The 13,461-nt window shown below is 68.5% G+C and carries 11 protein-coding genes and 1 tRNA gene; 4 read left to right on the forward strand and 8 right to left on the reverse strand.

The features are described from left to right. Window positions 1-34: 34 nt before the first annotated feature. The gene (locus tag ACZ562_RS02160) at window positions 35-2,800 is read left to right on the forward strand and encodes an ATP-dependent helicase (RefSeq protein ID WP_471173238.1); all 2,766 of its coding nucleotides are present in this window, start codon (window positions 35-37) and stop codon (window positions 2,798-2,800) included. A gap of 138 nt (window positions 2,801-2,938) precedes the next feature. Here the strand turns inward: ACZ562_RS02160 and ACZ562_RS02165 are convergent, their stop codons facing one another. Both ACZ562_RS02165 and ACZ562_RS02170 read right to left on the reverse strand, forming a co-directional pair. After that, the gene (locus ACZ562_RS02165) at window positions 2,939-3,127 is read right to left on the reverse strand and encodes a DUF397 domain-containing protein (protein WP_471173240.1); all 189 of its coding nucleotides are present in this window, start codon (window positions 3,125-3,127) and stop codon (window positions 2,939-2,941) included. After that, window positions 3,124-3,996 carry a helix-turn-helix domain-containing protein gene (locus tag ACZ562_RS02170; protein ID WP_471173243.1) on the reverse strand — a complete coding sequence of 291 codons (873 nt, stop codon included), beginning with the start codon at window positions 3,994-3,996 and terminating at the stop codon, window positions 3,124-3,126. The genes ACZ562_RS02165 and ACZ562_RS02170 overlap by 4 nt, the downstream gene beginning before the upstream one ends. 168 nt (window positions 3,997-4,164) lie before the next feature. Here ACZ562_RS02170 and ACZ562_RS02175 point away from each other — a divergent pair, with 168 nt between their 5' ends. Both ACZ562_RS02175 and ACZ562_RS02180 read left to right on the forward strand, forming a co-directional pair. Next, a complete protein-coding gene (locus ACZ562_RS02175; protein WP_471173245.1) occupies window positions 4,165-4,635 on the forward strand; it encodes an ATP-binding protein in 471 nt (156 codons plus the stop codon). Window positions 4,636-4,908: 273 nt separating this feature from the next. After that, window positions 4,909-5,598, forward strand: a complete 690-nt coding sequence (locus ACZ562_RS02180) for a hypothetical protein (protein ID WP_471173247.1) — start codon at window positions 4,909-4,911, stop codon at window positions 5,596-5,598. Window positions 5,599-6,679: 1,081 nt separating this feature from the next. Here ACZ562_RS02180 and ACZ562_RS02185 read toward each other — a convergent pair. The 5 genes from ACZ562_RS02185 to ACZ562_RS02205 form a co-directional block, all read right to left on the reverse strand. Continuing rightward, complete coding sequence (locus ACZ562_RS02185; RefSeq protein WP_177223532.1) at window positions 6,680-7,165, reverse strand: PIN domain-containing protein; 486 nt, start codon at window positions 7,163-7,165, stop codon at window positions 6,680-6,682. Then, a complete protein-coding gene (locus ACZ562_RS02190) occupies window positions 7,162-7,491 on the reverse strand; it encodes a plasmid mobilization protein (protein ID WP_362766545.1) in 330 nt (109 codons plus the stop codon). The genes ACZ562_RS02185 and ACZ562_RS02190 overlap by 4 nt, the downstream gene beginning before the upstream one ends. Window positions 7,492-7,651: 160 nt before the next feature. Then, the gene (locus ACZ562_RS02195) at window positions 7,652-8,101 is read right to left on the reverse strand and encodes a hypothetical protein (RefSeq protein ID WP_471173250.1); all 450 of its coding nucleotides are present in this window, start codon (window positions 8,099-8,101) and stop codon (window positions 7,652-7,654) included. Further along, window positions 8,098-10,521, reverse strand: coding sequence for an AAA family ATPase (locus ACZ562_RS02200; protein WP_471173252.1), 2,424 nt, complete (start codon window positions 10,519-10,521; stop codon window positions 8,098-8,100). The genes ACZ562_RS02195 and ACZ562_RS02200 overlap by 4 nt, the downstream gene beginning before the upstream one ends. Window positions 10,522-10,740: 219 nt before the next feature. Then, on the reverse strand, window positions 10,741-12,414 hold the full coding sequence (locus ACZ562_RS02205) for a DUF262 domain-containing protein (protein ID WP_471173253.1): 1,674 nt from the start codon (window positions 12,412-12,414) through the stop codon (window positions 10,741-10,743). Window positions 12,415-12,434: 20 nt separating this feature from the next. Between ACZ562_RS02205 and ACZ562_RS02210 the strand changes: the two genes are divergently transcribed. Then, on the forward strand, window positions 12,435-13,025 hold the full coding sequence (locus ACZ562_RS02210) for a hypothetical protein (protein WP_471173255.1): 591 nt from the start codon (window positions 12,435-12,437) through the stop codon (window positions 13,023-13,025). Window positions 13,026-13,269: 244 nt separating this feature from the next. Here the strand turns inward: ACZ562_RS02210 and ACZ562_RS02215 are convergent. Then, window positions 13,270-13,357: transfer RNA gene (locus tag ACZ562_RS02215), tRNA-Leu, on the reverse strand. Window positions 13,358-13,461 lie beyond the last annotated feature (104 nt).

Here is a 13,461-nt window from a genome sequence, read left to right on the forward strand (position 1 = left end):
CACACAGAGGCACCAGTCAGTTCCGGGGGGAACAATGCTGTTCACGGATGCCCAGCGCACCGCCATCAACACCCACGACGACAACCTCCTCATCGTCGCCTGTGCCGGTTCCGGCAAGACGGAGGTCATCTCGCAGCGGATCGCGCGCCTGATCGGGCGGCGCGATGTGCAGCCGAAGAACATCGTCGCCTTCACCTTCACCGAGAAGGCCGCAGGTGAGCTGAAGGAGCGTGTGCACACCCGGATCCGTGAACTCCATGGCGAGGTGCACGGCCTCGCCGAGATGTACATCGGCACGATGCACGGGTACGCCTTGGACCTGCTGCACAGCCACGTCCCCGAGGCATTCAAGTACAACGTCCTCAACGACGTGCAGACCAGGCTGATCATCGACAAGTACAGCACCCGCTCCGGACTGACCACGACAAACGCGGTCGTCAGAGGCACCGAAAAGCCCCTGCGGCGCTGGGTCAACTCCAAGCTGTATCAGCAGGTCATGTCGATCCTCCGCGAGGACGACGTGGACCTGGACGGGCTCCGCCCGGACGTCGCGGACGGGCTCGGCAAGTACATGCAACTCCTCAGCGACCGCGCGTACTTCGACTACACGGCGATCCTCCACAACGCTGCCGTCCTGCTGAACGACGACAATGACGAGGGTGACGAGTCCGTCCTGGACCTGCAGCGGCACGTCAAGGAGACCGTCAAGTACGTCGTCGTCGACGAGTACCAGGACACCAACCCGGTGCAGGAGCAGTTGATCCGCGGGCTCACCCGCCACGGCGCGAACCTCTGCGTGGTCGGCGACGACGACCAGACGATCTACCAGTGGCGCGGCAGTGCCGTCGAGAACATCCTCACTATCGAGGGCCGCTACCCCAACGTCCACCGCGTCACCCTGAACGAGAACTTCCGCTCCAGTTCCGCCATCGTCGACCTCGCACGCCACGTCGTCGAGCAGATCGATCCCGGCGAGCGTCTCAGCAAGGCAATGACGGCCGCGGGTCACCAGACCTTCGAGCGCGGTGACCTGCTGGCACTGGAGTTCCCGGACACCGAGGCCGAGGCCACCTGGCTCGTCGACCGCATGGAGCGGCTGCGTGGCATCCCCTTCCAGGACCGGGAAGGCAGTGAGCCGCGCGGACTCGACTGGTCCGACTTCGCCGTCCTCTTCCGCTCCGTCAAAGCCGACGCTGGACCTCTCGTCGAAGAGTTGCGCCACCGTGGCATCCCGTACGTCATCAAGGGCCTCACCAAGCTCTTCGAGACCCCCGAGGTGCAGGCAGCCGTCACCTGTTTCCGGTTCGTCGCGGGGCTGGCCGACGAGCAGGACGTCGTCGATGCATGGGTGGACGCTGGCGTCGGGCTCGCGGAGGGCGACGTACGTACCGGGCTTCCCGTACTCACCACCGCCATGCAGTGGGATGCCTCCAAGCCCTGGGACTCCACCACGCTCCAGGGCGTCTTCCTCGAGTTCCTCGAAGCCGTGGAGCTGCGCGAGGAGCGCGTTCCGAACGAGCAGGGCGAACTCGTCTACTACAACCTCGGCCGCTTCTCCACCGCGATCGGGGACTTCGAACGCATCCACCTCACCAGCGAACCCCAGCAGCGGTTCGACGCGTTCGCCAAGTGGGTCGAGCACCAGGCACCCGACTACTACGAGGAGTCCGACGGAGACAACGGCTACGCCCAGCCCAACGCCGTCGTCATCGCCACCGTCCACCAGGCCAAGGGCATGCAGTGGCCCGCGGTCTTCCTGCCCGCCCTGCGCAAGAACACCTTCCCCGCCTCCGGCCGGGGCGGGCTCGGCGTCTTTCACGTGGTCGAGGAGGACCTCATCCCGGGCGCGGCCCGCTACCGGGGCACCGAGGCGGACGAGCGGCGCCTCTTCTACGTCGCCGTCACCCGCGCCCAGAAGTACCTGGCGCTCTCCTTCGCACCCAGTGAGAAGCGCACCGGCAAGAAGCGCTCGGACTTCTTCAACGAAGCCACAGGGGTCCACACTGTCCTGACCCGCGAGGTCGTCCCCTCGCCCGACGGCCGACTGACGCCGACTCCCAGGCGGGGCACCCCCGATGTCGTCATGTCCTTCTCGGACCTCAAGTACCTCTTCGAGTGCCCGTACTCCTTCAAGCTCCGCCTGCTCTACGGCTTCGACTCGCCCCTGCAGAAGGAACTCGGCTTCGGCAAGTCCCTGCACGACGTCATGGCCGAGATCCACAAGCGTGCCATCGAAGGCGACATCGCCGCTCCCGAGGAAGCAGAGGCCCTCGTCGAGCGCCACCTCAACCTCCCGTTCGCGAACAAGGCGGCGGCCGACCAGCTCCGCCCCGCCGCCGAGACGGCTGTCCGGCGATACCTGGAGCGCCATGGCGCGACCCTGCACCAGACGCGGTACTCCGAGCAGCCTGTCGAGATCCACCCAGTTCCCGGCGTCACCGTGACCGGCCGTGTCGACCTGATCAAGCGGCTGGACACGAACGAGACGTCGGTCGTCGACTTCAAGTCCAGCGAACGCGCCCAGGCCGAGGACCTGACCCGTGACCAGTTGCATCTGTATGTACTCGGCTACCGGGAGCTGACCGGGCAGGACGCGGACGTCGTGGAGGTCCTCAACCTCGACAAGGCGGGACGCGACACTCGCGAGATGGTGGACCCCAAGGTCATGACCGACCTCGGCGAGCGGGTCACGGAGGCGGCGGATTCGCTGCGCACCAACCGGCTGTCCCGCCTGGACAACTGGTGCACGTCCTGTGCCGGCTGCGACTTCGCGGGCATCTGCCGTAGCCGCGAAGGCTGACGAACGCTCCGATCCTTCCTGGCCCGTGAAAGGGCATGGGCCAGGCGGGTCTCGAACGTGAGCGGTGCATGGTCTCGTCTGCGTCCCTACCGCGGCAGACAAGGCCGCCCTCGGCCACCGCTCACCATCGAAGAGACGTCACACCTCTGTCGCGAACCCCACGAACCGCGACCACTCCTCACGGCCGACGGCGAAGTGAGGGCGCGTCACGTCCTTGGAGTCCCGTACGCACACGGCCTGTTCGGTAACGGCGACCTCCACGCAGTCGTCACCCTGACTGCCGCTGTAGCTGGACTTGAACCACGCCAGTTCCGGCCTCGTGCTCATAGCTCTCCTCGGAGTCGCTCCAGCAGACCCCGCGAGTCCTTGGCGTTCAGGGCCTGCGAGCGCAGTGTGTCATAGCGCTGGCAGAGGAGGCTCACCTCTTTCACGTCGGAGATCAGACGGCCGTTCTGCTGCCCCTCGGAGTACGCAAGTCGTTGCCCTCTGGGAGTTTCCAGAAGCCGCACCGGCCCATCCAGGCAAGCATGCAACCCTGCCTCCAACGGCACGATCTGAAGCGTCACATTCCGCGGCGCACTCAGCTCCAGCACATGGTCGAACATCTCCCGCATCTGGTCCGGATCCCCGAACCGGCGCCGGAAGACGTGCTCTTCGACGATGAAACTGAACGGTGTCGTCGGCCGCTCGAACAGCATCCGCTGCCGCTCCATCCGTCGGGCCATGAAGTCCTCCAGCAGGCTGTCCGGCGCCACTGGAACGGTCCCCTCGAACACCGCCCGCGCATACCCCTCCGACTGCAACAGCCCCGGCACCAGCCGGCACTCATACGTGCACAGGCTCACCGCCACCCGCTCCAGCCGGGCCCACTGCCGGAACCACGCCGCGAGCCCCACATCCCCGCGCCCCCGCGTCACGTACTTCGACGACTTCCGCAGCGCCCCCGTGTTGCCCAGCGCCTCCTCGGACCGCTCCACCAACGCAACGTCGGGCATCCGCCGCCCCAACTCCACCGACTCCACCGTGTGCTTGGAGAAGCGCACCAGGTCCGCGAACTCGGTTCTGCTGTACCCCGCGTGCTCACGCAGTGCCTGCATGACCGCCCCGAACGTCCGCAGGCTGTCCGAGGGATCAGGCTCCCGGTCCGCCTCGCCGCCCGGCATGTCCTCGTCGTCCACCACACCGCCGCCGGTCATCTGCGGCCACCTCCGGTTCCTTACCCGCGCTGTTCGCCAGCCCCCACCCGACGACACCCAGCGTGACGCATGAACCGTCGTACCGTCCACGGAATGTGCTCGTACGCTGACGCAACGTACGGATCGTAGCTCTGGAACGCGCCCCCGCGCACCCGTCACCGTGGCCCCATGAACGCAACCACACCCCAACTCACCACCACCGTACACACGTTCACCCAGCTCCTGTCGTCCACCCGCCGTGGAGCCCGGCTTGCTCGCCTTCTCGCCGCCGAGCAACTCCGCGCGTGGCCGGTGTCACCCGGTGTCACCGAGCACGCCGAGCAGATTGTGGCCGAACTCGCCGCCAACGCCGCCCTGCACGGTCGCGTGGGCAGCCGCGACTTCCGGCTCACCCTCACCCTCGACACCGCGGCCGGCCAGCTCCGTATCGCCGTCACCGACGCCCGGGGGGAGCGCCTCCCGTCACCGCCTGCGGACTGCGGACCGTCCCTGGACACCGAGTCCGGCCGTGGCCTCCTCCTGGTGACTGCCCTCGCGGACCGCTGGGGCGTCGAGCCGTACCCGCCCGGCGGCAAGACGGTCTGGGCTGAATGCGCCTGCGAGACCCCAGGCCCGGACACGCACAGCGGGCGGATCTGACCGCGACGGCTGGGCGCGGTTCACCCGGTGCGCGGCAGGCGGCTGAGCACAACCTTCCGCCCCGGTCGATGAGGTCAGGCCAGACTCCCAGGTGAGCCGTCGCCGCACTCCGGTTCGACGAGGCTCTGGCAGGTGCTGACAGTGTTCTCTCAGCCGATGGCGCGGACCGCAAACGGCTCCGAGCCCGGACAGGTAGGAGCTGTCGGGAAAACGCTCCATAACTGGCGGCCTGAGTGGGAGACTTGGGACTCAACGACCGAAGGAGTTCAAGGCATGGCAACGGGTGCCCACGACGGACCGGTTCCGGAAGCAGACGTACGTGGGCAGCGAGTCCTCGACCTCCTCGATAAGGCAATCGACAGCCAGAGCCTACTAATACGCAAGAACATCGCCCGCGCCCGCCAGCGGAACCCAGAGGCGACGCCAGAACAGGTAATCCGCAATCTGGAGCGGATGTACGTCAGCGCCTTGACCGGAACGGGTGCGGCGGTTGGAGGAACTGCAGCCGCGCCCGGCGTCGGCACGGGAGTCGCACTGGCGCTGTCGGCAGGCGAGGCTCTCTCGTCTCTTGAACTGAGCGCCCTCTTCGCGCTCTCGCTCGCCGAAGTCCACGGAGTCCCCATCGACGAGATCGAGCGCCGTCGAACGATCGTGATGGGAATCATGCTCGGCGGGAGCGGCTCAGCCAGCATTACCAAAGTCGCCGAGCGTACGGGGCAACATTGGGGACGTCAGGTTGTCGCCAGGGTGCCCGTCGAGACGTTGCGTCAGATCAACAAGGTCTTGGGGAAGAACTTCATCACGAAGTACGGAACCAAGCAGGGAATCATCGTTCTCGGTCGAGTTGCACCGTTCGGTATCGGCGCTGTGATTGGTGGTGGCGCCAACGCTGCCATGGCCACTCTGGCCGTGAGGGCCGGTCGTCGCGCATTTGGCCCACCCCCGACGTCGTGGGATGGCTGACGCGCAGCACACCGCCAGAGTCCGAGAACTCGCCTGACTGGCCCTCGGCGCACTGAAGGGCGTCGGGCGCCCCGCCTCCACCACCGCAGTCGGTTACGGCACCTACACCGCCTGCGCAGAGCCTGAGGAGCGCCAACCAAGGAACTCGCACCTCACGAGCACCCCGGGTACCAATGCCGTGCAGTTGGGCGTGGGGGTACAGCCGACGAGGTGCTGCCGAGACCGGCAGGACACAACAGCGGATACGGGAGACATCAGCGCAACCAAGGGGGTGCTTGTGGGTGATGGAAGATTCAACCGCACGTGTTTGAAGTGCCGCAACTCCATCCAGGTCGACCAGGACGGCCGTGTGGTCGCCCACGACAGGCCGCTAAGTCATCTCCCTTGCCATGCCTCCGGTCAGCTCGCCGCACTCGTGTCGGTCGAGTGGGGGCCCGGACCTCGACGCAGCCGGCAGATTGCGGGCGGGGGCAAAGGACGCAGGCGTGAACGGCGGAAGAAGACTGAGTACCTCAAGCCCCCTGAGTGGCTACCGAATTATCGGGGTGAGCACCTGCCGACAATCGGCTTGCCCGCCAATGGGTGGTTCAGCGTCTGGTTCCCGGCTCATACGATGTGGGAGCACGAGCGGAAACTCTCCGGCTGGGTCGGAAGCGATCGATCGTTCCGGTGGGACGGCCGCGAGAAGTGTTGGACGGTTGCCGGCCCTCATTTCCCCCACATAAGCCGCGAGCTGCTCCGCAGGTACCCGAGCGTCCTCATCGGCCGTGAGTACAACCCGCGTGAAAGGTGCAACTCTTCCTGCCAGAACGCCCAGGGCTTTCTGTGTACGTGCTCCTGCCGTGCCAAGTACCACGGCCGTGGTAAATGGCGAAGCGGGTGGAGGACCCTCGGCGAGTTCAGCGGTCGGCGCGCGGGGAGGCCGTGGCACTGGATGGCCGTTACCGTTGCCAGCTGATCGCCTCGGCACCCGCTCGCGGAGCGAGCCTGCGCAGGGCCGAGCCCCGCGCCCCGCTCCTGCCGACAGCTCGTTCACCACCTGCGCGACCATCTGGGCGGGGCGGAGAGTGACTCCCGTCCGTCAGACGGCGACCACATGTACGTCCGTCGGCGCGAGGACCGTCAGGTAGGCGTGGATGTCCCCCGGGTCGGTGGTGAAGATCACCGCGCTGCCGTGCCGGGCCGCTGCCAGGGCCACCCAGGCGTCCACCGCGTCCGGCCTCTTCTTCGTCGGCAGGGTCGCCCGCCCCAGCGCCGTACCGATGCGCCGCCAGTCCGCGAGGTCCGGGCCCGTCGCGCAGGCCAGACACTCCGGACGGCCCGCCTTCGTCTCACGCATGGGCGGCTCGGACGTACGGGCCTGAGGGACCGTGCAGTCCTTCAGGACGCCGGACAGGGCGTGCACCAGCGCCGGCTGGGGGCGCCACACCTGGGCGAGGACCGGTCCGAGCACCAGCGCCCGGTGCGGGACCGTGCGCAGTCCCTCGTGCAGAGCCACCGCCTTCGCTTTGCGGTCGGCGAGTGCGATGAGCATGCCGGTGTCGTAGACCGGCACCCGTGCGCTCACGCGGCGTGTCCCGGACGGCGGCCTTGCCGGTCCCGGCCGTGCACGAGCCCCAGGGCCTCCTCGACCTCGCGGCGTTCCTGCTCCGTCAGCTCAGCGGCCGGTTCCGGGGCAGGTTCGGCGGGCAGCCCGTCCGCCGCTCGCTCCGCCCGGGCGATGAGCGCGTCCACCTCGGCGAACTGCTCCTCTATGGCATCGCTCTCGGCCATCTGGCGCGTCGCGGCATGCACCAGGTAGGCCGAGACGTCCATGCCCGCCCGTTCCGCGTGCTGCCTGATGCGTTCGGCCTGGTCCTGCTCCAAGCTGATGGTGATGCGCGTCTTTGCCACAAAGGCATCGTAATACGCGTATGACGGCAGTGCGAGTGCGGCCGGTCGAGGTGGACAAGCGGGCACGCCCCCTCTCCCCTGCACCCCGTCCCGTACCGCCCCGCCTACCGGCTTCCGCCGCCCGTCCCACGCGGCGGACCTGCGGTCCGACTGCGATCCGTCACTGCGTCCGGGGCACCAGCGCCCCGATCACCCGCTCGACGTCGTCCCGCCACGCACACAACTCCGCGTGCGTGGGAGCCAGCTCGTACCCGTGGTAGTGGCAGGCCCGGCTGAGGCCGGCCCAGGTCGCCGACCAGCGGCGGGCCGTGTCGGGGTCGGCGTAGGACTCCAGGCACAGAGCCTGGGCGTGCGGCGGGCAGCGGGCCAGCTCCGGCTTGCGGGCCTGCCAGTAGCGGCGCAGAGCCTCTTCGAGGGCGTGGCGCAGCAGCAGCGCCACGGCGCGCGGCCAGACGCCCGTGGTGGAGGCAGTGGCCGTGCCGAGCAACCGGTCCGCGCCCGCGAGCAGTTCGTCGGGGGTCGAGGTGGGCGGCTGCGGAGGCGGGAGGGGTGCGGGGAGCCGGGGCGGGCGCGCGGTCGGGACGGGTGTGGCCGGGGGGATCGTGGTCACAGGGATCGCACCGCCTTCGCGAGGTCCGCGGTGCGGCGGATGATCTCTTCCGCGTCGTCGACGAGCACGGCTTCGTGGGAGCCCCTGTTGCACCACCGGATATGGTCGGTGGCCTGCTGGCCGTAGGCCCGGGTGAGGTCGGTCATGGTCTCGCCCACCCGGTCGGTCTCCCCGTAGAGGGCGAGAGAGGCCAGTTCGGTGAGCTTGTGTGCCTTGGCGATGCGTCGCTCGATCTCGTCGTGGGGCAGGCCCGTGCCGAGGAGCCGGCGCCGGGCCGGTTCGAGGAGGGCGGCCTCCAGGGCGGTGCGGCACAGGCCGGGCAGGACCCGGGCGACGACGTCCCCGGGCAGGTCGCGGGTCCTGGCGAGCGCCTTCGCGTCGTACAGGGCCTGCTTGACGGGGTCGTCGCCGGAGCGGACGCGTACGGCGGAGCGCTCACGGCGGTCGACGGTGAGGACGGTGGCGGGCAGCCGCAGGTACTTCAAAGCCTGCGGCAGGCGGGTGTCGTGGGTGAAGACGACGACCTGGCGGTGCTCGGCGAGGAGGGCGAGGACGCGGGCGAGGCCGTCCACCTTGGCGGGGTCCATGGACTGCACCGGGTCGTCGATGACGAGGAATCGGAAGGGGTTCTCCGGGAGGAAGGTGCGCGGGAGGAAGAGGGACAGGGCGAGGGAGTGCAGTTCTCCCTGGCTCATCACGCCGAGCGCGGGGGCGTCGATGTCGTCGACGGTCACCTCGAGGGCGACCTTGCGCTGGGTTGCGGAGCCGCTCAGACGGACCGGACCGAGGGCGACATTGCTCTGCTGGCGTAGGTTGGACCAGATGCGCTGGGCGTCCTCGGCGATGGGCCGCATCCGGTCGGCGCGGATCTCGTCGTGGGTGGCCCTGAGCCATTTCTGGGCGGCCTTGACGCGGGCCAGGTGCGGGGCCGCCCGCTCGGCCGCGTGGGCCTTGTCGAGCCAGGCGGCGAGTACCCGCGCGGCGTCGCGCCAGGTGTCGTCCTGGTCGGCGAGGCGCACCGCGGCCTCCTGGCGGGTGACCCGTGCGGCGTCGGTGGCGGTCCGTGCGGCGTTCTCGGAGACGGATGCCAGTACGGCCGGGTCGGAGACGGTGCGGCACCGCAGCCAGTCGCCCCAGGCGGCGGCGATCTCGGACGGCAGCCAGTCGGGGGGCGGGACGGCCAGGTCGCGGACGGCCTGCGCGGCCGCGTCGAGTTCCCTGCGGACGGCGAGGACTTGCTCGGCCTCGGCGCGCAGCAGGCTTTCCTGCTCGGCGGCGTCGCGTGCCCATTTCTCGTCGAGGCGGGCCGTGCCGCCGCACACCGGGCAGGTGTCGAGGGCGGGGTGGGCGCGGTGGTGGGCGAGCGCGCGGGCGAGGAGTTCGGCTCGGCGCAGCGCGTCCTCGGCGGACGTGCCCCGCAGGTCCTCGGCGGAGGCGATGGCTTCGCGCAGCCGGGTCACCGCCGTGGCGACCGCCTCGGTGTCGGGTCCAGTCAGGGTGGAGCGGCGGCGCAGGTCGAACAGGAGGGCCTCGTCCACCGAGCCGGTCTCGGCGGCCAGTTCGGCCGCCCGCGCGAGGTCCGGGCGCCGCCCGCTCAGTGCGGTGTGGGCGCTCCGGGCGCGGGGGTCGTCGGTGCCGTCCAGGAGGGTGAGCAGGGCGGGAAGTTCGGCCTTCGCCTCCTTGGCGGGCGCGTCGTACTCGCGGGTCAGGTCGCGCAACCACTTGTCGGCGGCGGCGAGTTGCTCCAGACCGAGGATGGAGGCGACGGCGTCGTACATCTCGCTGGGCCTGCCGCCGATCACCTGGCCGAGCTCGGAGTACGACAGGAAGGGGCGGTAGGTCGCCAGATCCTCCTGCCAGCCGAGGCCCGGGAGGGGGACGGGGTCGTGGCCGGGCCGGTCGAGTTCGGCGGTGGAGTCGGCGACGTCGTCCCCGTGCCAGGTGCGCAGCACGGTGGCCGGCTCCGGATCGCCGTCGAGGCGCAACTCCACGGCGACCTGGGGTTCCTCGCCGTGGTGGAGGTTGCGCCAGCTCTTGCGCCAGATGTCGCTGCGGCCGCGCCAGCGGGCGTTGTCGCCGGTCAGCGCGATCTCGACGGCCTCCGCGAAGCTCGACTTGCCGGAGCCGTTGCGGCCGGTGACCAGGGTGAGTCCTGGGCCGGGGGTGAGGGGGAGACGTGCGGTACGGCCGATGCCGCGGAAGCCGCTGACAGTGACGGACTGCACGTAGGCGCCCGGCATCCGGCCGCGCGCCCCGCCGTCGTCCTGGAAGGCGGTGAGCAGGAGGGCTCGGGTGTCCTCGTCGAGGTCCGAGCCGGCGAGCCGCCCGGCGATGAGACTGGCAAGGGTGCCGGCCGACGGCTCCTGGGCGGGCGGCCCTGCGGGAGACGGGTCCGGGGCGGGATCGACGGGTACGGGCATGACGGGACTCCCGTGGAGGCGACGACTGCGGAGCGTACGGCCGGACAGGCCGACGGCAACTGAACGAGAGGGGACACACGGGAGCAGCGTTGTAACGCGGGGCCGTGAGACCTGAGTTGTGGACGACCATAGCCCATACAGACCCAATAATGGAACTCTTTGGAACTTCATGGAGATCATTGGACTCGGGGCCGGGATGTGACGCCCCGGCCCCCGCGCTCACAGACGCCACTCCTCGAAGAGCACCCCCAGCAGCTCCTCCTGCCTGGCCTTCAGCACCTCGGGAGTCCACTCGACGTGCTGGAGCACCTGGCTGGTCAGCGCGAAGGGGACCACTCCCCCGCGGCCGGTGAAGTACTTGGCCTTCTTGGCAGTGAAGTCGTAGTTCTGGGCCGCCGAGTTCTTGGCGCGGTTCAGCAGCACCAGGTTTCCCAGGCGATGCGTCCACTGGGCACGCTGCTCCTCGTCGAACAGCCCGACCCACTGCGAATCGGCCTTCGGGTTCTGCGGCAGCACGTGCTCCACGGTGATGAGCGGGTGGTCGTACGTCACTCCCTGCCCGCGCGCCAGCAGCTCGTCGAGCCGGAGCAGCACGTACTTGCGGATCTTGCCGACCAGATAGAGATCGCCGTCGAGCCTGGCCCGGGTCTCGGCCTTCTCGTCGTCCCTCAGTTCGAGGGCGGGGGAGGCGAGGCCCTGCCCTTCGTCGAGCTGCCGAAGCAGCTCGGCGTAGCGTGTGACGCGAGGGGTCGTGTAGACGCGACGGACGAACATGCTGGCCGACAGCCGCTCCAAAGCCCGCATGAACGTGTCGAGCCATGCCGGGTCGTCCTCGTGGTGGCGCAGCGCCCAGAGCGCGGTGGGCCGCCAGTCGTAGTTGTCGACCTGCTGGAGCCTCCTGAACCAGGCGTTGACCGCCTCCGCACCCGAAGCGGACTCATAACGAGATTCACGGATCTGGGCATAAGCCTCGGCATACGGCCGGACGACGTCATGGACGAAGACCTCGCCCCTGCCGGGGAGGTAGCGGCTGAGTACCTGCTCAGGGAACTCCTTGAGCAGCTCCTGTTCCGCCCGCTTCTTGGCAAAGATCATCCGCAGGTGGAGGAAGAGTTCCGCGAAGTCGTCGCGCCCCAGCATCTCCTCTGCGTCCTCCCAGGTGGTGGCGCACGCCTCAGACGCCTCCGCCCCGAGATCCCCGATTATCTGCGACTTGAAGATGTCGGTGGGAGACAGGTCCAGGCCGCGGGAGTTCATGACGCTGAAGATCCGGTGTGCGCTGTCGAGGTCAGGAGTGCTGACGACGACAAGGAACGTCCGCTCGGCGAGCATCTGAGCCAGTTCCAGCCGGCGTTCCTCGGTCAACGCGGTGAGGCTGCGGTGGAGGACTGTCGCGTTGCGGAGAACGGCCTTCTGCGCGTCGGTCCGCAGGGCCTCCTCCTTGAGCGTCAGCAGAGTGCCCACCGCGCCCTTCGTCTGCACGTACTTCTCGAAGAAGTCCGCGTCACGGCTCCGGAGAGTGAGCCGCGGCCTCGGGGCGAGCCCACGGATCTTGGCACCCGGCTCCATGACCAGCCGGTCGAGGTCGCCGCGCAGCTCCGGATCCTCGGTGAGGTCGCGTAGGACCGACAGGAGGATGGTCAATGTCGTGAGGCGCTGCTGGCCGTCGATGACGTCCGCCTTCGGAACCGCGCTGTTCTTGACGAGCACAACGGATCCGAGGAAGTACGGCTCATCCGTCCCACGGTCCAGGGCTTCCTGCAGGTCCATCAGCAGTTGAGCCGCCTGCTCCTCCTGCCAGGCATAGGGGCGCTGGTAGTCAGGTATCTGGAAGTCGTAGTCACTGCTGAACACCTTGTGCAAGGGCATCTCGTGCGCCTCGAGCTTTTGCATGCCCCGATAATGTCGGAGAAATGCAGCTCCGCGGCACTAATCCGGCGCAACTTCCTTGCCCCGACAGCGATCCCGTGGGAGCCGGGTCCATCCCACGCCTGGACGAGGGCTTCACCGTCTACTGCTGTATCGACGACAGCGCGAGCACCCCCCACGTCCGGCATGAGGTTCAACAGGGATCGGAAGTCCGTCATCCCTGTCACTCGGCGCTCAGCCGCGCCCGTATCCCTTGCCCCACGCGTCTGCGTGCCACATCAACGCCCGCCGCGCATAGGGGGCGGCAGAAATACCCCCTGTTCACCCCTCTGTGGCAGGAAGCCTGGTCCGGACTGCGCAGTCAGAACGAGGGCGGCAACGGCAATCTCCGGAAGTCCGCCCTCGACAGCATCGACAATCCTCAGCTCCGCCTGCCGCACGGACGCGTCGCACAGACCCTGCTCAATGCCGTCATCATCCTTGTGGCGAACCTCAGAGCCATCCGACGGTTCCTCCGCGACCAGGGCATCCAGCCCCGCAAAGCCAGCACGCAGAGCGCCACAACCCAACCCTCCGACCCGTCCCTGGCGCGACCGCTTCCGACCGAGCAGGTCGAGCCTCCGCCACGCGAGTGACACACCTCCGCCGCGCTCTGCCCCCTGAAAACCCCACATGCCTGCGCCACGGCTACCAGCCGTCGCGCAGGCATGTCCTGTTTCCGCAGATGAGAGGCGCAGTCCCTGGACCGCCACCGCCCCACCCCCTCACCGAGCCGATCACGAGGCCCGAAGGCCCCAGAAACGACGAAATACCGGTGAGTCACATGACTCGACCGGTAATTCGTGAACGCTTCGGGACGAACTCGTGAACGTCCCGTTCTGGTGTCCGAGGGGGGACTTGAACCCCCACGCCCGATAAAGGGCACTAGCACCTCAAGCTAGCGCGTCTGCCATTCCGCCACCCGGACCAGGTGCCTGCCGCCTTGCCAGAGGTGTTCCCGGCGGCGACACGCACAACAATACCAAGGTTTCGGAGTGCCTTTCACCTGCATATCCGCGCCGGACGGGTCAC

The sequence above is a fragment of the Streptomyces sp. NPDC040410 genome (assembly GCF_055595715.1).